General features: G+C 71.5%; 14 protein-coding genes. 2 read left to right on the top strand and 12 right to left on the bottom strand.

Features of this window, described 5'->3' with window-relative positions:
• Positions 1–30: 30 nt before the first annotated feature.
• The 5 genes from OHA73_RS16185 to proB form a co-directional block, all read right to left on the bottom strand.
• Positions 31–1,119: an SCO2583 family membrane protein gene (locus OHA73_RS16185; RefSeq protein ID WP_267070481.1), complete on the bottom strand. Its 1,089-nt coding sequence runs from the start codon at positions 1,117–1,119 to the stop codon at positions 31–33.
• 90 nt (positions 1,120–1,209) lie between these two features.
• Positions 1,210–1,791, bottom strand: coding sequence for an SCO2584 family spore wall biosynthesis protein (locus OHA73_RS16190; RefSeq protein ID WP_443063085.1), 582 nt, complete (start codon positions 1,789–1,791; stop codon positions 1,210–1,212).
• Positions 1,792–1,872: 81 nt separating this feature from the next.
• Positions 1,873–3,159 carry a glutamate-5-semialdehyde dehydrogenase gene (locus OHA73_RS16195; RefSeq protein WP_327655388.1) on the bottom strand — a complete coding sequence of 429 codons (1,287 nt, stop codon included), beginning with the start codon at positions 3,157–3,159 and terminating at the stop codon, positions 1,873–1,875.
• Between the two features lie 147 nt (positions 3,160–3,306).
• Positions 3,307–3,783, bottom strand: coding sequence for a hypothetical protein (locus OHA73_RS16200; protein ID WP_266719704.1), 477 nt, complete (start codon positions 3,781–3,783; stop codon positions 3,307–3,309).
• Positions 3,784–3,950: 167 nt separating this feature from the next.
• Positions 3,951–5,057: a glutamate 5-kinase gene (proB, locus tag OHA73_RS16205; RefSeq protein WP_266719702.1), complete on the bottom strand. Its 1,107-nt coding sequence runs from the start codon at positions 5,055–5,057 to the stop codon at positions 3,951–3,953.
• 306 nt (positions 5,058–5,363) lie between these two features.
• Between proB and OHA73_RS16210 the strand changes: the two genes are divergently transcribed.
• The gene (locus OHA73_RS16210) at positions 5,364–7,463 is read left to right on the top strand and encodes a hypothetical protein (RefSeq protein ID WP_327655389.1); all 2,100 of its coding nucleotides are present in this window, start codon (positions 5,364–5,366) and stop codon (positions 7,461–7,463) included.
• A gap of 2,887 nt (positions 7,464–10,350) precedes the next feature.
• Here OHA73_RS16210 and obgE read toward each other — a convergent pair.
• From obgE to OHA73_RS16245, 7 genes are all read right to left on the bottom strand, one after another.
• Positions 10,351–11,799, bottom strand: coding sequence for a GTPase ObgE (obgE, locus tag OHA73_RS16215; RefSeq protein ID WP_266719698.1), 1,449 nt, complete (start codon positions 11,797–11,799; stop codon positions 10,351–10,353).
• 127 nt (positions 11,800–11,926) lie between these two features.
• Entirely contained in the window at positions 11,927–12,181 is a 255-nt protein-coding gene (gene rpmA / locus OHA73_RS16220) for a 50S ribosomal protein L27 (protein ID WP_266719696.1), read from the bottom strand.
• A gap of 14 nt (positions 12,182–12,195) precedes the next feature.
• Positions 12,196–12,516, bottom strand: a complete 321-nt coding sequence (gene rplU / locus OHA73_RS16225) for a 50S ribosomal protein L21 (RefSeq protein ID WP_266719694.1) — start codon at positions 12,514–12,516, stop codon at positions 12,196–12,198.
• 186 nt (positions 12,517–12,702) lie between these two features.
• Positions 12,703–14,037, bottom strand: coding sequence for a phospholipase D-like domain-containing protein (locus OHA73_RS16230; RefSeq protein WP_266719693.1), 1,335 nt, complete (start codon positions 14,035–14,037; stop codon positions 12,703–12,705).
• A 254-nt stretch (positions 14,038–14,291) separates the two neighbouring features.
• On the bottom strand, positions 14,292–18,356 hold the full coding sequence (locus tag OHA73_RS16235) for an Rne/Rng family ribonuclease (protein WP_327655390.1): 4,065 nt from the start codon (positions 18,354–18,356) through the stop codon (positions 14,292–14,294).
• Positions 18,357–18,605: 249 nt separating this feature from the next.
• Complete coding sequence (locus OHA73_RS16240; RefSeq protein ID WP_266719690.1) at positions 18,606–19,409, bottom strand: TIGR03936 family radical SAM-associated protein; 804 nt, start codon at positions 19,407–19,409, stop codon at positions 18,606–18,608.
• Positions 19,410–19,455: 46 nt separating this feature from the next.
• Positions 19,456–20,295: a hypothetical protein gene (locus OHA73_RS16245; RefSeq protein WP_266719688.1), complete on the bottom strand. Its 840-nt coding sequence runs from the start codon at positions 20,293–20,295 to the stop codon at positions 19,456–19,458.
• A 123-nt stretch (positions 20,296–20,418) separates the two neighbouring features.
• Here OHA73_RS16245 and OHA73_RS16250 point away from each other — a divergent pair, with 123 nt between their 5' ends.
• Positions 20,419–21,003 (top strand): TerD family protein, encoded by a 585-nt coding sequence (locus OHA73_RS16250; RefSeq protein ID WP_266719686.1) that lies wholly within the window; start codon positions 20,419–20,421, stop codon positions 21,001–21,003.
• Positions 21,004–21,016 lie beyond the last annotated feature (13 nt).

Genomic DNA, 21,016 nt, shown 5'->3' on the forward strand with positions numbered 1-21,016 from the left:
AGGCCAGACCGGCTGACCCCGCAGACCGGACTACACGTGCGGCTGGGCGTCCGGCGCGAGCGCGCCGCACAGCGCGGTCGCACTGTCCGTCGCGTACGGGTCGGTGCCGGCCGGGCCGCCCTTCTTCGCGCTCTGGCCCGCGAGCAGCGGATGCAGATACCCGGCGGAGTCGGACGAGCAGGCGAGCGGGCCCGCCTGGACGTACGAGACCAGTAGCTCGGTCTGGTGGTTGCGCAGGTCCTGGCGGTCGAAGCGGAAGTGCATGGAGCGGCGGACGGTGAAGAGGGAGGCCTCGGCCTTCTTGCCGTCGGCCGCCTTCGCCGTGGGCCGCAGCGCGTAGACGAACGTGTGGTCCGAGGTCACTTCGAGGGTGTCCGCGTCGGTCTCGGCCACATGCAGCGCGCCGCGGACGCGGATGCGTGAATCGGCGAGGGTGGCCTGCGCCGGGTCGAAGCGGACGAGCCAGCCGGTGGCCGCGTGCCGCCCGTCGGTGACCGGCCTGTTGACGCTCTGGTCGAACTGCGGGAGCTGCTGCGGGTCGATCAGCATCCGCACCGGGCGCACGGCGCCGCGCGTGAGCACGTCGGGGTCGAGCGAGGAGTCGACGAGGTAGTCCTTGGCCGTCGTCAGCGCGGTGACGACCTGGCTGTCGGAGAAGTGCGCGGTGGCCTTCGGGTCGTCCGGCAGAGCGATGGCACGGCCGGCGCGCTTGAACCGGGCGGCAGGGCTGTGCTCGTACAGCTCGTGCACGGACTCGGAGCCGGGGACGCGGCCCGTCGGGGCCAGGGGTATGACGGTCATGCGCAGCGGTTCGGTGTTCCGGGCGACCGGGGTGGTCCGGTACGGGCTTCGTACGCCCATGTAGACCGCGGTGCCGAAGGCGACCACGATCAGGACGACGAGTATGACGGCCTGCCGTGTGAGGCCCCGGCGCAGCACGGGCAGGCGGCGCACGGCCGGCGAGTGGTCGCCGATGCGCTCCTGCGCGGAGAACTCCTGGAGCCGGGCAGCCTTGACGAACGATTCGTCGAACACGACGGATCGGTACTCTTCCTCGCTGCCGCCACTACCGGGACCGCTGTCCGGTGTCCCCTCCGGTGGGTCTCCTGGCCCGCTCATACCTTCAGGGTAGGTCTCCCCGACGCCAGGTAAACGCCCTGGTGCACGGTCAACTTTCCGGACCCCCGCGCGAGCGCCTCGAGCGCCCCCTCACGGGGTCCGCGGAACGGCCGAAACCGCCGGTTGCGAGTAGTCCGCGGAGGCGGAGGGCGAGCCCGGAACGTTCTTCTCCAGTTCGGTCGTCGCGGGCGGCGGGACCTCGTCCTGGCTGCCCGAGGACGCGCCCCGATAGACGGCCGTGAAGGCGAGGGCGACCATGCCGATGCCCATCAGCAGGGCGAGCGCCCAGGCGACGGGCCTGCGCCAGCGGATACCGCCCGCTGGACGGCTTTCGCGGTCGCGCTCCTCCTCGTACAGCTCGTCCGACTCGTCCCCGTAGCAGCCGAATTCGCCGTCTTCGCCGCGGCCGTACCCGTCCACGTCGTCGTAGAACTCGTCGTCGGGCGACGGCCGGATCCGGGTCCTGCGGGACTCGGCCTCCTGGGCCTCGGCGCGCGCCTGCGCAGCGGCGAGCAGCCGCTCGACCGCGGTGGGCTCATGGACCTCGGCAGCCTTGATGAAGTCCTCGTCGAAGACCACGGAGGCGAACTCTTCGTCCCAGCCCCCGCGGTCGTGGTCGTCGTCGGGCTCCCAGCCGTCCGGGAACGGCGAGCCCCCCACGTCCTCCGGCACCCGTCCAGGGTAGACCGAAGGGGTCAATTTGGGCAGACGGTAAGGGAATTCACCACATGCGACCGTGCGCGTCGGCGGGTGTCAGCGGGTGTGACCGTCGCCCGTGACGATGTACTTCGTGCTCGTCAGCTCCGGCAGTCCCATGGGTCCGCGGGCGTGCAGCTTCTGCGTGGAGATGCCGATCTCTGCGCCGAAGCCGAACTGGCCGCCGTCGGTGAACCGCGTCGAGGCGTTGACCGCGACGGTCGTGGAGTCGACGAGCTGCGTGAAGCGGCGGGCGGCCGCCTGCGAGGTCGTGACGATTGCCTCGGTGTGACCCGAGGACCACAGGCGGATGTGCTCGACGGCCCGCTCCATGTCGTCGACGACCGCGGCTGCGATGTCGTACGAGAGGTACTCGGTCTCCCAGTCGTCCGGAGTCGCCTCGACGACCTCCGCCTTCGACTGCGGGGCGTACGCGAGGATCCGCGGGTCCGCGTGCACGGTGACGCCCGCCTCGGCGAGCGCGTCGAGGGCGCGCGGCACGAACGCGTCGGCGATGTCCTGGTGGACGAGGAGCGTCTCGGCCGCGTTGCACACGGAGACGCGGTGCGCCTTGGAGTTGACGAGGATGTCGACCGCCATTTCGAGGTCGGCGTCGGCGTCCACGTAGACGTGGCAGTTGCCGGTGCCGGTCTCGATCACGGGGACGGTCGAGTTCTCGACGACGTTCTTGATGAGCGAGGCGCCGCCGCGCGGGATCAGCACGTCGACGAGGCCGCGGGCCCGCATCAGCTCGGTCACCGAGTCACGGCTCTCGCCGGGCACGAGCTGGATCGCGTCGGCGGGCAGCCCTGCACCACCGACGGCGTCGCGCAGCACGCGCACAAGCGCGGTGTTCGACTCGTACGCCGATGAACTGCCGCGCAGGAGTACCGCGTTGCCCGACTTGAGGCAGAGGGCGGCGGCGTCGACCGTGACGTTCGGGCGGGCCTCGTAGATGATGCCGACGACGCCGAGCGGGACGCGGACCTGGCGCAGGTCGATGCCGTTCGGGAGGGTGTTGCCGCGCACGACCGTGCCGATCGGGTCGGGCAGGGCGATGACGTCGCGCACATCGGAGGCGATGGCGCGGATCCGCTCCGCGGTGAGCGTGAGGCGGTCGACGATGGCCTCGGAGGTGCCGGCCTCCCGGGCGCGCGCGATGTCCTTGGCGTTGGCCTCGATGATTTCCGCCGTACGCACTTCCAGTGCGTCGGCCATCGCGCCGAGGGCGTCGTCCTTTTCCGCGCGCGGCAGCGAGGCGAGATCGTGGGCGGCGGACCTCGCGCGGTACGCGGTCTGGGTGACCGGGGTCATCGAGTCGTACGGGGTGAGCGGCAGCGTCATGCTCCGCAGGATATCGGGGGCCGGGGGGCGGTCCAGGGGGTGTTTCGGGGGGTGAGACGTGGCTTGAAACGGCCTGGGCCACAGGGGGTGAGGTTTCCGCCTCGTGACGTCACCGTGCTTCTGCGCGCAGTTCCCCGCGCCCCTTGGTCAGAAGGGGTGGACGCCTACTGGAGTTGCCGGGAGGGGGCCGTAGCCCTCGGCGATGCGTTGGTGGTAGGTCTGGCGGTCGATGACCTCCAGGCCGACGATTTCCCAGGGCGGGAGCTGCGACGTGCGGCGGTGTTCGCCCCACAGGCGCAGGGCCACCGCCGCCGCGTCGTGCAGGTCGCGGGCCTCTTCCCAGTAGCGGATCTCCGCGTGGTCCACCGCGTAGCGGCTCGTCAGCAGGAAGGGGTGGTCGTGCGCGAGCTGTTCGAGGCCGCGGCGCACCTCAGCGAGCGGCGCCTCCGCACCGGAGACGCTGAGCGTGACGTGCCACAGGCGGGGGCCCTCCTCGGCCCTCCCCTCGGCGGCCTCCCCCGCGGTCTCCTCGTCGTACGCGTCTCCCGCGGCCACGCTCGTCAGCGCCCGCTCCGCCGACCCTCGGGGCCCCTTGGACGCGACCCCCGGGCGCGCTCGTCTCACGACGGCCTCCTTTGCGCAATGGTCGTGCGGACCTTCCCCGGATGAACTCCCTGCCTCAAGAGTTGAGCAGGACACGGAGCTTCTTGGGGCGGTTTTGGGGAAGGTCCCCCACGGGTGGCAGGCTTTCGGCCTTTCACACAGGGGGTTTCGAAGGCGCGCGGCCCGTTTCAAGCCTGGAGGATGACCAAGTCGTCCCTGTGTACGACTTCCCGCTCATAGGCGGGACCGAGGTCGCGGGCCAGCTCACGCGTGGAGCGGCCGATCAGCTGCGGGATCTCCTTGGCGTCGAAGTTGACGAGCCCACGGGCGACCGCGCGCCCGCGCTCGTCGCGCAGCTCGACCGGGTCGCCCGCGCCGAACTCGCCCTCCACGGCCGCGATCCCGGCGGGCAACAGCGACTTGCGCCCCTCGACCACGGCCCGTACGGCACCGTCGTCGAGGGTGATCGCACCCTGCGGCGTCGAGGCGTGCTGCAGCCACAGCAGGCGGTCGGCGCTGCGACGGCCGGTGCGGTGGAAGTACGTGCCGGTGTCGCGGGCCGCGAGGGCGTCGGCGGCGTACGAGGCAGAGGTGAGGACCACCGGGATGCCGGCGGCCGCGGCGATCGAGGCGGCCTCGACCTTGGTGACCATGCCGCCGGTGCCGACGCCCGCCTTCCCGGCGGAGCCGATCTTGACGTGCGCTATGTCGGCGGGGCCGCGCACCTCGGCGATGCGGGAGCTGCCGGGCTTCGCGGGGTCGCCGTCGTAGAGGCCGTCGATGTCGGAGAGCAGCACCAGCAGGTCGGCGTGGACGAGGTGGGCGACGAGGGCCGCGAGCCGGTCGTTGTCGCCGAAGCGGATCTCGTCCGTGGCCACCGTGTCGTTCTCGTTGACGATCGGGAGGGCGCCCATCGCCAGGAGCTGGTCGAGGGTGCGCGAGGCGTTGCGGTGGTGGGCGCGGCGGGCCATGTCGTCGCTGGTCAGGAGGACCTGGCCGACGCGGACTCCGTAGCGCGCGAAGGAAGCGGTGTAGCGGGCGACCAGGAGGCCCTGTCCGACGCTCGCCGCGGCCTGCTGGCGGGCGAGGTCCTTGGGGCGGCGGGTCAGGCCCAGTGGGGCGAGTCCCGCGGCGATGGCGCCGGAGGAGACGAGGACGATCTCCTTCTCCCCGCCTCCGCGCTGCTTCGCCAGGACGTCGACGAGCGCGTCGACGCGGTCGGCGTCCAGGCCCCCCGCCGCCGTGGTGAGTGACGACGATCCGACCTTGACGACGATCCGGCGGGCATCCGCCACGCCCTGCCGTGACGTCCCCGACGCTGCCCCAGTTGTAGCCCCTGACATGCCTGGCAATGTACGTGACCTGCCCCTTCGACCGCTCTTGGGTTTCGAGGTACGGACAGGGCCGTGGACGCCGGGTAACCAAGAGAGGGAGTTGGTCCCTGTCCTTTCACGCCATTTGCCCTTGTTTCCCCTGCTTACAGGCCTGGAGGATTGCTAGGGGGCCACTGAAAGTCATACGGTCAGTGGTCAGCATTCCGCGAGGTGGACCTCCCCCACGGTCCCCCCACCCTCCGAGACCCCCTGCCAGGAGCCCAGCCCGTGCCCTCCGCCGGACGTGCCTCGCGCCGCCTCGTGCAGCTTTCTGCGCTGTTCACGATGTTCGCGCTCTATGTGGCCCAGCTCGTCAGCGCGCTCGTTCCGTATGTTCCCGTCTTCGTCGCCGCGAGCGCGGCCGGACTCGCTCTAGACACCTACCTGCAGTACAAGCAGCCGGGGCTGCTCTCGCTGCTCGGCAAGATCCGCTTCGACGTCACGGTGCGGCAACTGCTGCGCGACATGCTGATCTTCGTCGGTCTGCTGCGCATCAGCGGTATCAACCCGCTCGACGAGCAGGCTCCGCTGCTGGTCATGGTGCTCGCGATGTACCTGCTGCACTTCGCCTGCCAGGCGGCCGCGGTCCTGGTGCGCCGCTCCCGCACGCTGCCGATCGTCACGCGCAACATCGACGCGTCCGCGCTGAACCTGTGCGCGTCGCCGCCGCGCCTGCTCGCCCGGCGCGCGGCCCACCGCCTGCTGACCTTCGCGATCCCGTCCACCATCGGCCTGGTGATCACGGCGGCGACGACCAACGCCGTGTGGGGCGTCATCGGCATCGGCGTCTCGATCGCCCTGTTCCTCTTCGGCACGGTCTTCCTCGGTACGTGGCTGCTGCCGAAGAAGCGTCCGGTGAGCGACGCCAAGGTCATGGAGTGGCTCGACAAGTGGCTGGCCGATTACCGGCCGACCGTCGGCATGTACTTCTCCGGCGGCACCACCTCCGCGTACCAGGCGAACATGTGGCTCTCCACGCTCGCCGCGGTCGACGGCAAGCCGCTGATCGTGCTGCGCGAGCGCTTCATGGTGAACAAGATCGACGCCACCGACGTGCCGATCATCTGCTTCCCGAAGGTCGCCACGATGTTCTCCCTGGAGAACTCGACGCTGAAGATGCTGCTGCACCCGGCGAACGCCGCGAAGACCTCGCAGGTCCTGCGCATCCCCACGATCAAGCACGCGTTCACCAACCACGGCGAGTCCGACAAGCTCTCGTCCTGCAACCCGTACGCGAAGGCGTACGACGAGGTGTGGGTGGCCGGTCCCGCGGCGCGCGACCGCTACCAGCTCGCCGACGTCGGCGTCGACGACCGGGACGTCGTCGAGGTGGGCCGCCCGCAGCTGGCGCCCATCAAGCTGGCCGACGGCCCGGCCACGGGTGAGTACACGACGGTCCTGTACGCCCCCACCTGGGAAGGCTGGGACGGCAACCCGGGCAACACGTCCGTCATCCTGGCCGGCGAGAACATCGTGCGGCACCTGCTCGCCGACCCCAAGGTCCGGCTGATCTACAAGCCGCACCCGATGACCGGTTCGCAGGTCCCCGCCGCCGGTGAGGCCAACAAGCGCATCATGGCGATGATCGAGGAGGCCAACACCCGCCGCTCCGGCGCGCGTCCCGGCCCCGAGGCCGCCGTCGAGCTCGAGCGCCGCGCCGAGGCGCTGAACGAGCTGACCTCCACCAAGTTCCGCAAGGGCACGGACGAGCAGGAGCGGATGATGCTCCAGGGCCGGCCCGACGGGGACCGGGCGGCGGCGGTGGCCGAGGCGACCGAGGCGTGGGAGGAGGCGTACTGGGCGTCGTTCCCCGAGTGGGAGCACCTGATCATCACCCAGGCGCGGCCCGCGATCTTCACCTGCTTCAACGCGGCCGACGTCCTCATCTCCGACGTCTCCTCGGTCGTCTCCGACTGGCTGAGCAGCGAGAAGCCGTACGCGGTGGCCAACACGTCCGGCCTCACGGAGGACGAGTTCCGCACCGGTTTCCCGACCGTGCGTGCCGCGACGGTCCTCGCGCCCGAGGCGACGGAGGTCCCCGAGCTGCTCGCGGTCGTCCGCGGCGAGGCGGAGGACGCCCACGCCGAGGCCCGCGCGGCCCTGAAGGAGCACCTCCTCGGCCCCTCGGACCCGCCGTCCATCGACCGCTTCAACGTTGCCGTACGCGCCCTGTGCGACAAGGCCGACGAGCGGCGTGCGCGGATGGCGGCACGTGGCGAGGACGAGGTACCGCCGACCCGTGAGGACTCCGTCGAGGAGGCTGCGGCCGAGGCGGAGGCCGCGGAGGCGGCGACCGAGTCGGAGCCGGAGGACACGGTGACGGCGTAACGCCTTTGCGGCGCGCGTGCGAGGGGCCCGGGAGACGTCTCCCGGGCCCTTCCGCGTGTGCGCCGCCCCCGTCCCCTACGCCTCGGGGCTCCACCCCGGCCCCTGCGCCTCAACCGCCGGCGGGACTAAAGAGACCGGGGCTCCACCCCGGACCCCGCGCCTCAAACGCCAGCGCGGCTGAAGAGACCGGGGCTCCACCCCGGACCCCCGCTGGCTCCCGCCCCAGAGCGGAACTCAACAGTCGTGAACGCCACGGGGCCCCGCCGCGGACGCCTGCGCGGCTGAAGAAATCGGGGCTCCGCCCCAGACCCCGCTGGCTCCCGCCCCAAAGCGGAACTCAACAGTCGTGAACGCCACGGGGCCCCACCCCGGGCCCCACGCCTCAAACGCCGGCGGCACTGAAGAGACCGGGGCTCCACCCCAGACCCCCGCTGGCTCTCACCCCAAAGCGGAACTCAACAGTCGTGAACGCCACGGGGCCCCGCTCCGGACGCCGCTGGCTCTCGTCCCAGAGCGGGGCCCAATAGCCGTGAACGCCACGGGACTTCGCTCCGGACCCTGCTACTCAATCGCCGCAGGGGCTGGGTGTGCATCGGTCCCACATGGCTCACGGTCTGCGGTGCCCCACGCCGCGGGGCTCTGCCCCGGTCCCCGCGCCTCAATCGCCGGCGGGGCTGATTGTGCTGAACCGGCGTTACGGCCTCGGGGCTCCGCCCTGAACCCTGCCAGCGTTACGGCCAACCACCCCTACGCCACAGGACTCCATCCCGGCCCGCGTCGGCGTTGCGGCCACCCGCCCCCTACGCCTCGGGGCTCCGCCCCGGCCCCCTTGTGCCGAACCGCCGTTGCGGCCTCGGGGCTGTGCCCCGGGCCCCGGGAGTCTCGTCCCAGAGCGGGGCTTGGGTTGTCCCGCCCGCCCGCAGGCAATGGCCCGACTCCCGCTCATCTCCCACCGCCCGCCCCCTCCGGGGCTTCGGCCCGACGGGGTACCGCCCCCGCGCCTTGGGCGATCCGCCGCAGCCGCGACTCCCCGGGACGGCGAAGGGCGGAGTCCCCGCCCTGGACGATCCGGCGACGGCCACGGCTCCCCACCCGTTGCGGTCGACGCCGCCCCCGCCTTAAGCGGTCCCCCGGCAGCCACGCTCAACTCCCCACCCGGAACGGCGAGGGGCGCCCCCGCCCTGGGCAACCCGCCGGCAGCGGCCACGGCTCACCACCCGTTGCGGTCGACGCCGCCCCGCCTTGGGCAACCCGCCGCCAGCCACGGCTGCCCACCCATGGCGGCCGGCCGTCGCCGACTTGGGCAATCTGCCGCCTGGGGCGGCAGGGTGGGCAAGGCGGCACCCCGGTGCCGCGCACCCATGACGCGGGGCCCGACCCCGGAACGGCCAGCACCGCACACCGGCCCCGGCGAACTCCCGCCCCGGGCCGAAGCGCCCCCGACCACCGGCCGAAGCCCCCGGAGGGGGCGGGAGGGCGGGAGGTAACCGGGCACCGGCACAGCCGGACAGGCACCGGCGCCGCGCACCGAACGCAAGGGTGACAACCCCGGCAAGGCTCCAGGCCCCGGTGCCACGCACCCCGCACCACAAGCCCCAACCCCGGCACAGCAACCCGGACTCCGGGCTGGCCGAAGCCCCCGGAGGGGGCGGGAGGGTGGGAGATGAGCGGGAACCGGCGCGGCCGGACAAGGACCAGTGCCGCGCACCCATCACATCGGCGCCGAACCCGGCAAAGCTCCGGGCCCCGGTGCCGCGCACCCGTCACATCGGCGCCCGCCCCGACAAAGCTCCAGACCCCGGCGCCACGCACCGATCACAGGGCGCCCACCCCGACAACGTTCCAGACCCCGGTGCCACATACCCGTCACATCGGCGTCGACCCCGGTAAAGCTCCGGGCCCGGTGCCGCGCACCCACCACCACAGGCCCCGGCCCCGGCCCCGGCACAGCCACGAGGGCCGAAGCCCCGGAGAGGGCAGGCGGGCGGGAGATGAGCGGGCACCGGCACAGCCGGACAGGGACCGGTGCCGCGTGCCAATCGCGGGAGCAACCACCCCGACAAAGTTCCAGGACCCGGTGCCACGCACCACAAGCCCCGGCCCCGGCCCCGGCACAGCCCCAGCCACGGGGGCCGAAGCCCCCGGAGGGGGCGGGAGGGTGGGAGACGAACGGGCAACGGCACAGCCGGACAAGGACCGGTACCGCGCACCCATCACATCGGCGCCGAACCCGGCAAGGCCACAGGCCCCGGTGCCGCGCACCCAACACGACGGGCCCCGACCCCGACACAGCGACCAAGCCCCGCGTCGGGCCGAAGCCCCCGGAAGGGGCGGGAGGGTGGGAGATGACCGGGCAACGGCGCAGCCGGAGAGAGACCGGCGCCGCGTGACGAGCGCAGGGGCAACCACCCCGGCAAAGCCCCAGGACCCCGGTGCCATGCACCCACCACCACTGGCTCCGACCCCGGCACAGCACCCCGGCCCCCGGGCAGGCCGAAGCCCCCGGAGGGGACGGGCGGGAGGGAGATGGGCAGGGGGACACGTTCGGGTACGAACCCGGACCCGGAGCCGGACCTGGAGTTGGCCCCGGACCCAGACCCGAACCCGGACCAGAAGCCGAACCCGGACCTGGACCCGGACCCAACCCCGGACCCGGACCCGGACCCGGACCAGGACCCGGACCAGGACCCGGACCAGGACCCGGACCAGGAGCAGAAGCCGAACCTGGACCCGGACCAGGCCCCAGCCCACCCCCACCCCAACAACAAAGCGGACCGCACCCTTCGGTGCGGCCCGCCCAGATGTCCCGGTCGCCGGAGGCCCAACGCCCCGGTCGCCGGAGGCCAAACGTCCCGGTCGCCAGAGGCCAGAGGCCAAAGGCCAAAGACTAAAACGGCTCGAAGTCGTCGTACTCCTGCTGCGAGTCGTCCCGCTCCGCCTGCCGGTCACGGCGACGCTGCGCCGCCGGCCGGGGCGCCTCCATACGGTGGTCCTCGCCACGCCGCCCGAGCATCTCGGCGCCCGCCATCATCGTGGGCTCCCAGTCGAAGACGACCGCGTTGTCCTCGGGACCGATCGCGACGCCGTCACCGTGCCTGGCGCCCGCCTTCATCAGCTCGTCCTCGACACCGAGACGGCTGAGCCGGTCCGCGAGGTAGCCGACGGCCTCGTCGTTGTTGAAGTCGGTCTGCCGCACCCAGCGCTCCGGCTTCTCGCCGCGCACGCGGAACAGCGGCTCGCCGTCGGCGTCCTCGCGCTTGACGGTGAAGCCCGCGTCGTCCACGGCCTTCGGCCGGATGACGACCCGGGTCGCCTCGTCCTTCGGCTTGGCGGCACGCCCCTCGGCCACCAGCTCGGCGAGCGCGTACGACAGCTCCTTGAGGCCCTTGTGGGCGACGGCGGAGACCTCGAAGACGCGGTAGCCGCGCTCCTCCAGGTCCGGGCGGACCATGTCGGCGAGGTCCTGGCCGTCGGGCACGTCGATCTTGTTGAGGACGACGAGGCGCGGCCGGTTCTCCAGACCCGCGCCGTACTCCTTGAGCTCCGCCTCGATGATGTCGAGGTCGGAGACCGGGTCGCGGTCGGACTCGAGCGTCGCCGTGTCGAGGATGTGCACGAGGACGCTGCAGCGCTCCACGTGCCGCAGGAACTCCAGGCCGAGGCCCTTGCCCTGGCTGGCGCCGGGGATGAGGCCCGGGACGTCGGCGATCGTGTAGACGGTCGAGCCGGCCGTCACCACGCCGAGGTTCGGGACCAGCGTCGTGAACGGGTAGTCCGCGATCTTCGGCTTGGCGGCGGAGAGCACCGAGATCAGCGAGGACTTGCCGGCGCTCGGGTAGCCGACGAGCGCCACGTCCGCGACGGTCTTCAGCTCCAGCTGGACGTCGCCCTCGTCGCCCGGCACACCGAGCAGCGCGAAGCCGGGCGCCTTGCGGCGGGCCGAGGCGAGGGCCGCGTTGCCGAGGCCGCCGCGACCGCCCTGCGCGGCGATGTACGTGGTGCCCTGGCCGACGAGGTCGGCGAGCACATTGCCCTGCTTGTCGAGGACGACCGTGCCGTCCGGCACCGGCAGGACCAGGTCCTGGCCGTCCTTGCCGGAGCGGTTGTCGCCCGCGCCGGGCGCACCGTTGGTGGCCTTGCGGTGCGGCGAGTGGTGGTAGTCGAGCAGCGTCGTGACGTCCTGGTCGACGACCAGGATCACGTCACCGCCACGGCCGCCGTTGCCACCGTCCGGGCCGCCGAGCGGCTTGAACTTCTCCCGGTGAACGGAGGCACAGCCGTGGCCCCCGCTACCCGCGGCGACATGAAGTTCGACGCGGTCCACGAAGGTGGTCATGGTTCAGTGCCTCCAGAAACGTACGGAAATGTCTCTACTTCAACACGCGAAAGGCGGACCCGCTTCCCCGATGGGGAAGTGAGGTCCGCCTCGCGAAAAAATCCAGGTCAGAAAGCCCTCAGGCGTTTCAGACGACCGGGACGATGTTCACGACCTTGCGGCCACGGTGAGTACCGAACTCCACCGCACCGGCGTCCAGCGCGAACAGGGTGTCGTCCTTGCCGCGGCCGACGCCGTTGCCCGGGTGGAAGTGGGTGCCGCGCTGGCGGACCAGGATCTCACCGGCGTTGACGGCCTGACCGCCGAAGCGCTTCACGCCGAGCCGCTGAGCATTGGAATCGCGCCCGTTCCGAGTGGACGATGCGCCCTTCTTGTGTGCCATCTTGTCTCAGTCCCTTACTTCGCAGCCGTGGGGATACCGGTGACCTTGATCGCCGTGTACTGCTGGCGGTGACCCTGGCGACGGCGGTAGCCGGTCTTGTTCTTGTAGCGAAGGATGTCGATCTTCGCGCCCTTGTGGTGGTCCACGACCTCGGCCTGGACCTTGATGCCGGCCAGCACCCACGGGTCGCTGGTCACGGCGTCGCCGTCGACAACGAGCAGCGTAGAGAGCTCTACGGTGTCGCCAACCTTGGCGGTGGGAAGCTTGTCAATCTCAACGATGTCGTCGACAGCAACCTTGTGCTGGCGACCACCGCTGCGCACGATGGCGTACACGCGGATCTCTCTTTCGCTCGGAACGGAACGCCCGCAGTCCAGCCGCACGAGGCAGCCTCTCCCGGATTTCACGAGGAACTCCGGGAGGAAAAAGGTTTACGGGAGTAAGGCGCATCGATGGACACGCCGACGGTCAAGGTTACGGGGCGCCCCACAGAAGGGCAAACCGGCCCCTGACCGACGGGCTCACGTGGTCTTGACCTCACCGTCCTGCGGGAGCACCTTGACGCCCTTGCACAGGTTCGTGTTGTCCGAGGCCCCCGGGTACGCGACGCCCCACACCTTGTTGAAGTGCTGCACGTACGTGTCGTGCACGGAGTCGTCGTCGATCTTGACGTACGCCTCGTCGTTCTCGCGCAGCGCCGGGTTCGAGGCGTTCTGCGAGCCGGTGAACGTGATCTTGTTGCGCGCGCCGTCGTACATGCCGTCGATCGCCACGTACTTGGTGTGGATGATGAACGGCGTCCCGAGCTTCGCACCGCCGGGGTTCAGCGGGTCCCGGTTGTCGTTGTAGCAGCGCAGCGGCGGGGCGCCGGTGGTGTGCATCGACTTCCAGGTGCCGCTGTCGGACGTCGCGTACTCGATCTGGACCGTGCAGCCCGCCTTCTTCAGCGAGACCAGCTTGTCGGCGATGGCCTGCCGGGTGATCTGGAAGACCGCAGCGCGCACGATCGTCTTCTTCGTGGCGCCGGTCGCCGCGTCCTTGTAGGTGCACGAGACGTTGTTGAGCACCGAGTGCAGCGTGTCCGTGGAGTTCGTGGTGCCGGCCCGCGGGAAGAAGTACGCCTTGTAGTGGCCGTTGCTGACCGTGCGGTAGTCCCAGTTCGCCCAGTCCTTGACGACCATGTCGTCGAAATAGTCCGCGTACGCGCCGTACAGGACCGGGTTGTTGGGCAGCTGGAGCGCGTCGTTGAAGAACCTCGTGCTCGCGGACGGCGTGGAGTTCGCCGTGGTCTGCACGACGACGTTCGTGGCGCCCTCGACGGCCGAGAACAGCCAGAACTTGTTGTGCATGATCGACTTCCCGAACTTCGGGTCGCCGAGGCAGGACTTGTTCGTGGGGCACAGCGACACGAAGGACGGGTTGGCGCGGCTGGTGCCGAACAGCGCGACCAGCTGCGAGTACACCGTGTTGTCCGGCCGGTCCGTCTTGCTCGTCGAGTCGAGCAGGATCTGTACGCGTACGCCGCGGTCCCTGGCGCGCTTCAGAGCGTCGACGATCGTCTGCTCCCACACGTGGTACACGGCGACCTTGATGGTCGAGCCCGGCAGCGCCGCGTCCGTCAGCTCGACGAGCCTGGTGCGGATGGCGTACTGCTCCTGGGCGGTGCCCAGCGGATCGTTGAAGATCGGCCCCTCGGTCCAGGTCCTGGCCTCGTCCGCCTGCGCGGTTCCCGCGGCGACCCCCGCCTGCACTCCCGCCGCCGAGAGCACGGTGGCCAGGGCCACCATCTGCCGTCCGGCCTTGACCGGCTTCACGGCACGGTGTCTGCCCGTGCCTCTGAGACGCACGTGCGCCATCGCATTCCCTCCCCTGACACGAGTACGCGTCTCCCCAACGCCCACCCATGTCCTTCACCTGTATGACTGCATGATTTTTACAGGCAGTTGGCCGCGCACCAAGAGGCAGGGGGCGAATCGAGCGCTCTTCGAGACCTCTCACGTCGCCCACGTCGCCGAAAACCACGGCAATGACCGACTTGCCCGTACATACGGCGACGCCCCGCACAGCAGCGCTGTGCGGGGCGTCGTCACTCGGTCTGGGCGGCGGAGCCTCAGGCCTCGTCGGCCGCGGCCGAGACGGACGGCAGCGACTGCTGCTCGGCCGCCGCGGTCTTCTTCGCGGTCGTCTTCTTGGCCGTCGTCTTCTTGGCGGTGGTCTTCTTCGCCGCCGTCGTCTTCTTGGCGGTGGTCTTCTTCGCCGCCGTCGCCTTCTTGGCCGTGGTCGCCTTCTTGGCAGCCGTCGCCTTCTTGGCGGCCGTCTTCTTGGCAGCCGTCTTGGGGGCGGCTTCGTCGGTCGCGGCTTCGTCGGCCGGGGCCTCCTTGGTCGCGGCCGTCTTGGCGGCAGCCGTCTTGGGCGCGGCCGTCTTCTTGGTGGCGGCCTTCTTCGCCGTCGCCTTCTTGGCCGTCTTACGGGCGGCCTTCTTGGCGGCGGGCGCCTCCTCGGCCTCCTCCGGCGCGGGCGCCTCGGCGGCCTCGTCCGAGGCCGAAGGGACGACCACGACGGCCGTGTCCTCAGTGGTGGTGGTCGGAGCGGTCGCCTTGCGGACGGCGCGACGACGCGGGCGGGCCGGGGCCGCGGCCTCGGTCACCTCGGCCTTCGGCGCCTCGGGCTCGACGGCCTTCGACTCCTCCACGGGCTCGGCCTTGACCGGCTCCGTGACGGTCACCGCAGCGGCCTCCTCCGAGGAGGCCTTCGGGGAACCGGCGGGAGCGGACGCCTTGCGCGTGGCACGGCGGCGCTGACGGGGCGCGGGGGCCTCGTCCTGCACGGGCTCGGGCGCGGGGGCCGGGGCCGGCTCGGCGACCTTCGGCTCCTCGACGACCGGCTCGGGCGCCGGAGCCTCGGCCTCAGCGGCCTTCCGCTCCTCCAGCTTCGCGGCCCGCTCGGCCCTCGACTTCCTGCCGGACCTCGCCGGCTTCTCGGCCGCCTCCGCCTGCGGGGCACCGGCCGGGGCCGACGCCTTGCGCGTGGCGCGGCGACGCGAGCGGCCACGACCCGCGGCGGCCTCGGCCTCCGCGGCGCTGGAGTACAGCTCCTCGTCCGCAACGAACTCCGGCTCGGGCAGCGCCGCCGGGGCGGCCGCCTCCGCGGCGACCTCGGCCTCGCTCTCGGGCTCGGACTGCTCCGCGGCCGGAGCCTCGTGCGTCTCGTGCTGGTGGTCCGCACCGTTGCCGCCGCGGCCGCGCTTCTTGCGCTTGCCACCGCCGCCATTGGCTGCGGGCTGCTCCATGTGCACGATGACGCCGCGGCCGTTGCAGTGCACGCAGGTCTCGGAGAAGGACTCCAGGAGGCCCTGGCCGACGCGCTTACGGGTCATCTGGACCAGGCCGAGCGAGGTCACCTCGGCGACCTGGTGCTTCGTACGGTCCCTGCCCAGGCATTCGAGCAGGCGCCGCAGCACCAGGTCCCGGTTGGACTCCAGGACCATGTCGATGAAGTCGATGACGACGATGCCGCCCAGGTCGCGCAGCCGCAGCTGGCGGACGATCTCCTCGGCCGCTTCGAGGTTGTTCCTCGTCACGGTCTCTTCGAGGTTGCCGCCCTGGCCGGTGAACTTACCGGTGTTGACGTCGACGACGATCATCGCCTCGGTCTTGTCGATCACCAGGGAGCCGCCGGACGGCAGCCACACCTTGCGGTCGAGCGCCTTGGCGAGCTGCTCGTCGATCCGGTACGTCGCGAAGACGTCGACCTCGGACGTCCACTTGGACAGCCGGTCCGACAGGTCGGGCGCCACGTGGTTGACGTAGCCGTGGATGGTGTCCCACGCCTCGTCACCGCTGACGATGACCTTGGAGAAGTCCTCGTTGAAGATGTCGCGCACGACGCGGACGGTCATGTCCGGCTCGCCGTACAGCAGGCTCGGCGACGACGTCGAGATCTGCTTGGACTTCTTCTGGATGTCCTCCCACTGCTCCTGCAGACGCTCGACGTCGCGGCGCAGCTCGTCCTCGCTCGCGCCCTCGGCGGCGGTGCGCACGATGACGCCCGCGTCCTCGGGGACGATCTTCTTGAGGATGGTCTTCAGACGCGCGCGCTCGGTGTCGGGCAGCTTGCGGCTGATGCCGGTCATCGAGCCCTCGGGCACGTAGACCAGGTAGCGGCCGGGCAGCGAGACCTGGCTGGTCAGGCGGGCGCCCTTGTGGCCGATCGGGTCCTTGGTGACCTGCACGAGCACGGACTGGCCGGACTTGAGGGCGGTCTCGATGCGGCGCGGCCCGTGGGCCATGCCGAGCGCCTCGAAGTTGACCTCACCGGCGTACAGGACGGCGTTGCGGCCCTTGCCGATGTCGATGAAGGCGGCCTCCATCGACGGCAGCACGTTCTGGACCTTGCCCAGGTACACGTTGCCGACGTAGGAGGTCGACTGCTCCTTGTTGACGTAGTGCTCGACGAGGATGTCGTCCTCGAGCACGCCAATCTGGGTGCGCTCGCCGTGCTGGCGGACCACCATGACGCGCTCGACGGCCTCGCGGCGCGCCAGGAACTCGGCCTCGGTGATGATCGGGACGCGGCGGCGCCCCTGCTCCCGGCCCTCGCGGCGGCGCTGCTTCTTGGCCTCCAGACGCGTGGAGCCCTTGATGGACTGCACCTCGTCCGAGGACGTCGACCGCTCGGCCTTCTCTTCCTTCTTGCGCGGCTCGCGGACCTTGACGACCGTGCGCTCCGGGTCGTCGGTCGGCTGCTCGCCGTCGGAGCCGTTGTCACCGGCGCGACGGCGACGGCGACGGCGGCGACGGCTGCTGCTCGAACCGCCGGAACCGGCGGAGTCGTCGCGCTGCTCGTCGGACTCGGACCGGTCGTCGTCGGACTCCTCGGCGGCCGGCTCGACGTCGTCGTCGGACTCGTTGTCGTTCTCGGCGTCGTTGTCGATGTCGCCGGACTCGCCGCGGCGACGGCGACGGCCACCCCGGCGACGGCGGCGGGCCGGGCGGTCCCCGTGCTCGTCCTGCTCGTCGTTCTCCTCGGCCCGCTGGTCCTGGACCTCGGGCTCGGTCTCGGGCTCGGGCTCGGTGACCTCGGCGTCCTTGGCGGCCTCGGCCGCGGCGGGCTGCTCGTCGGAGGCGCGACGGCGGCGACGACGGCGCGGCCCCTGCTCCTCCTCGACGACGGCGGCGGCCGGCGTGGGCTCGGGCGCGGACGTGGGCGCGGGCTCGGGCTCGGGCTCGGGCTGCTGCTCGACGGCGGCCTCGGCCGCGGCAGCGGCGGCGGCGCGCTCCGGCGTCTGGAACATCGGCTCGGTGAAGACCGGGGCCTGGAACGTGGCGACGGAGGCGCGCTTCGGGCGCGTCTCGTCGGCCTGCTCGTCCCGGCCGGCCCGCGCCGGCTTCGATCCGGACTTGGCGGACTTCGCAGCCTTGGTGGCCCTGGTGGCCTTCGGCTCGGCGAAACCACCGGCGGCCTTACGGGTGGCGCGGCGCCGGCGGCGCGGCGACTCGTCCTCGGCGTTCTCGGCGTTCTCGGTGTTCCCAGCGGACTCCGGGGTCTCCACGGTCTCGGCCTCCGTCGTCTCGGCGGCGATGGCATCGGAGATCTCGGGCGGACCGGCGGGCGCGCTGGGCGCGGAGGCGCCACGAGTGGCACGGCGACGGCTGCGACGCGGGCCGGAACCCCCGTCGGCGACCGGCTCCGGCTCGGCGGCGGGCTCAGCGGCGGCCTCGGCCTGCGGCTCCTCGGTGGAGGCGGCCGGGGCGTCCGGGGTCGACACGGTGCGGGTGGCGCGGCGACGGCTGCGGCGCGGGGCCGCGGGCTCCTCGGCGGCGGCCGGCTCCGGCTCGGCAACGGGCTCGGCGGGCTCCGCCACCACGGTCGTCGTCTCTGCCTGCTCGGCGGGTGCACCGGTGGGCGCGGAGGCGCGTCGGGTCGCGCGGCGGCGCGGGCGGCCGGCGGGCGCCGGGGCCTCGGTCGCGGAAGTCTCGGGGGTCTCGACGGGCGCCTCGGCGGCGGCCGGAGTCTGGGTGGCAGTGGCCGGTATGGCCACTGCGGCGTCCTCGGTGCCTGCGGTCGCCGCTACCGGCGGGCCCGCGGGGCGCGACGCGGCCCGGCGCCGACGGCGCGGGGGCAGGGTGTCGCTGGGGCTGTCCAGCTGAGGGTTGGTGGCTTCGGTCTCGGGCATGCGGGTGGATCTCCCGTCGGGCCTCCGGGCGCCGCGCCTGATCCGTGACCGGTGACGTCTGCGGCTCACGCGCATCATGTCGAGCGCGGTGCCGCCGGTCCGGGGCGCGGGCGCCGCACGGAGGCTCTCTGTCTGTTCTCGCCGGTTCCGGTACGCGATGTACGTACGGCCTGGCGAAAGTCCTTGGGGTGGGTGCGCTGCCCGACCCAGATGGCTCCCGAGTACAAGGGCGGCGCTACGACGACCGCCTTACGCGGGACCTTCCACGGCAGGCGCCGTCGCGGTGGCAGTTCCTGCGGCCGCCTTTTGTGGGGCGGCCCGGTCTGCCTCGCGGTCGAGCGCGAGCGGGTCGGTCACCGTGCCTGTCTCTGCGTCGAAAAGCCCCTGCGCCAGCCTGGTCACCGCTGCGGGGACCGGCGGCGCCAGGTCGGCCACGGCGCGAAGACCGGACAGGACGTCGTCGGGTCGTACGGCAGGCGTCACGTGCCGAACAACCAGCCGCAGTATCGCACAGGCCGACTCGCTGGGCCTATCAGCCGGACCAGCCGAAACGTCGGAGACCTCGAGCGCGTCCAGACTGACGACGGCCTCACGGGCGTCGAACGTCCGGATCCCGCTCTTTGTCTTCCTCTGTACCTCGACGGTCTCGGCGGCGCGGAACGCCTCCGCGGCGCGCGCGGCCTCCTCGACGCTCACGCCGTCGAGCCGCAGCTCCCACACGGAGGCGGTGAGCCGGTCGGCGAGGCCCGAGGTGCGGGCCTCGACGGCGTCCACGATGTCGAGGCCCGTGGGCATCGACTCGTCGAGGAGAGCCCTGAGCTTCTCGGGGTCGCGCGGCGCGGTGAGCGCGATCTCCAGGTACTCGGCCTCACTGCCCGTGCCGGTGGGTGCGGCATTGGCGTAGGACACCTTCGGGTGCGGCGTGAACCCCGCCGAGTACGCCATGGGTACCTCGGCGCGGCGCAGCGCACGCTCGAAGGCGCGCTGGAAGTCACGGTGGCTGGTGAACCGGAGGCGGCCGCGCTTGGTGTAGCGCAGTCGGATGCGCTGCACCGCGGGTGCGGGCGGCGGGCCTACGGGCTGTCGCTTGCCCAGTGTCCTAGTCCTTAATGAATGCGTTCTTCGTGCGTGCGGTCGTACTGCTGTCAAGACTACGTCCCTGCGCGCCGCCGGGTTCCCGCCGGTCGCTGACCTGCGGTTCAGGCCGCGGCGCCGCCCCGAACAGCACCCGGCGCACGTCGGTCCGTGCCTGCCGGGCCGCTGCGCGGACGCTCGCGGCGACGCGCGCGACGGGCCGCAGCACGTAGTCGCGCACGACGTGCCCGACCGGGGTGAGCACGGTGCGGTACACCCAGCGCAGCGGATCCACGATCAGCCACCGCAGCGCCCGGCCGACGGCACGGGACACATACCCGGCCACCCGCCAGGCAACCCGCAGCGCGTCCCAGATCTCGCGCCCGATGACGCCGAGCACCCGGCCGACCGGCACGAGGACGTAACGCCACACCGCGAGCAGCGGCACCACGACCAACACCCGTACGAGCCAGGCGAGTCCACGACCGATCGGCACCAACACGTAGTCCCGCAGCGCCCTTCCGACGGGCGCGAGGACATGGACGTACAGCCACACCGCGGGGACGACCAGCAACACCCGCCCGAGCCACCGCAGTCCGCGCCCGACGGGCGCGAGCACGTAGCGCCACAGCATCAGGCACGGCCACACAAGGAGTCCGTACAGCACCCATCCGATCGCCCGCGCGAGCGGCAGCAGCAGCCATCTGCCCACGAAGCGGCCGACCGCCACGAGCGCGTCCCACACGAGGCGCAGGGGCACCACGAGGACGACCATCACGATCCGCAGCGGCAGCCGGATCGCGGCAACAAGGCAGCCTTCGGGGGCCGGTTCAGGGGCCGGTTGGGGGCGCTTCTCCAAGTCCATGTCTCTCCAGACGCTCGCGACGCCTTCGCGGATGCGGCCCGGCGTGGCCCGCCCTATTCGCACGTCGTATCTTCGGGGAAGTCTGCAAAACCGCAGTTCTACCTGTAGGGGGAGGAATTACGCATGATCACGCTGACGAAGGAAGACGGCCCCGCCGACCTGGACGGAGTGACCCATCTGTCCATCGGGGTGTCCTGGGACCCCACCGCCGGCAGCAGCGGAGGCGTCCTCGGCGCGCTGCGCCGCAAGCAGGGAACGGACCTCGACCTGATCGCCATCGCGATGCAGGGCGGCGATCCGGTGCGCCTGGCCGGCCTCGACTCACTGGACCCGATGGGCAACGGCGCCCTCATCCACAGCGGCGACAACCAGACCGGCAAGGGCGACGGTGACGACGAGACGGTCACCGTCGAGTTCTCGCGCCTTCCGCAGCAGATCACGTCGATCGTGTTCGTGGCCGCCGCGTACAAGAAGGGCAGTTCGTTCCAGAAGGCCCGCAACATCAGCTTCAAGGTGTACGACGCGACGGGCGGCAGCACGCAGCAGGTCGCCGACATCTGGCCGAGCCTGATGACCAGCGACAACGGCTGCGCGGTCGCCAAGGCCATGCGCGTGGGCAGCTCCTGGAAGCTGGAGGTCATCAACACGCCGGGCAAGATCAAGCAGGGTGACGAGCGCGCCCTGATGCGGTTCGCCGCCGGACAGTAGCCCAAGTACCGCG

Source organism: Streptomyces sp. NBC_00483, from assembly GCF_036013745.1.
Classification (GTDB): Bacteria; Actinomycetota; Actinomycetes; order Streptomycetales; family Streptomycetaceae; genus Streptomyces.